This is a genomic window from Vibrio sp. 1288, from assembly GCF_033344475.1.
The window spans coordinates 1-951 of sequence record NZ_JAWPOX010000205.1 but is presented as its reverse complement, the minus strand read 5'-3'; the positions used below and the strand labels follow the sequence as shown (position 1 = coordinate 951).

Annotated in this window: 1 protein-coding gene; it reads left to right on the top strand. The window is 48.2% G+C overall.

Annotation, left to right across the window (positions count from 1 at the left end):
* Window positions 1-951 (top strand): apolipoprotein N-acyltransferase (lnt, locus tag R8O11_RS25690; RefSeq protein WP_318194672.1); only part of this gene is annotated, 951 nt, incomplete at both ends.

The window sequence follows — 951 nt, the reverse complement described above, 5'->3', positions numbered from 1 at the left end:
TTCTTGGTGGGTATGCTCATTGCCTACCTTGCAGTTTGTTCCGGAGTGTTCGCTTGGGTTAACAATAAGGTTGTTCCTCAATTTAGCCTCAGTGGAGCGCTTCTTGCTGCTCCGGCATTATGGCTAATTACCGATTGGTTACGCGGTTGGGTGATGACTGGCTTCCCTTGGTTGTGGTTGGGCTATAGTCAAATTGATGCGCCACTAGCAAGCTTTGCACCGATCGGTGGTGTAGAACTGCTCACGCTGTTTGTTCTTATTAGTGCAGGTGCATTAGCATATGCGTGGATTCACAAACAGTGGTTGATGATTATCATCCCTGTTGTTTTGATAAGTGCAGGTTTTGGGATTCGCCAATATGATTGGGTGACACCTCGCCCAGAAGACACCACCAAAGTGGCGTTGATTCAAGGTAACGTCGACCAGAACCTCAAATGGCTGCCAAGCCAACGCTGGCCAACCATCATGAAGTATGCCGACCTTACGCGTGAAAACTGGGACGCCGACATCATTGTCTGGCCAGAAGCAGCAATCCCTGCATTTGAAGTTGAAGTTCCTTCCTTCTTGAGCAACATCGACAGTGCCGCGAAGATGAACAACAGCGCCATCATCACAGGCATTGTTAATCAATCGGAGGACAGGCAGTTCTATAACAGCATTCTGTCGCTAGGCGTCACACCATACGGTGATTACAGCTTTGATATGAGCGAACGCTACCACAAGCATCACCTATTACCGTTTGGTGAGTTTGTTCCGTTTGAAGATATCTTGCGCCCGCTGGCTCCATTCTTCAATTTACCAATGTCGTCGTTTAGTCGTGGGGCGTTCGTGCAACCTAATATCGTTGCGAACGGCATGCACATGGCACCAGCGCTCTGTTACGAGATCATTTTTAATGAACAAGTGCGTCAAAACGTTACTGACGAAACCGACTTCATTCTAACGCTTTCG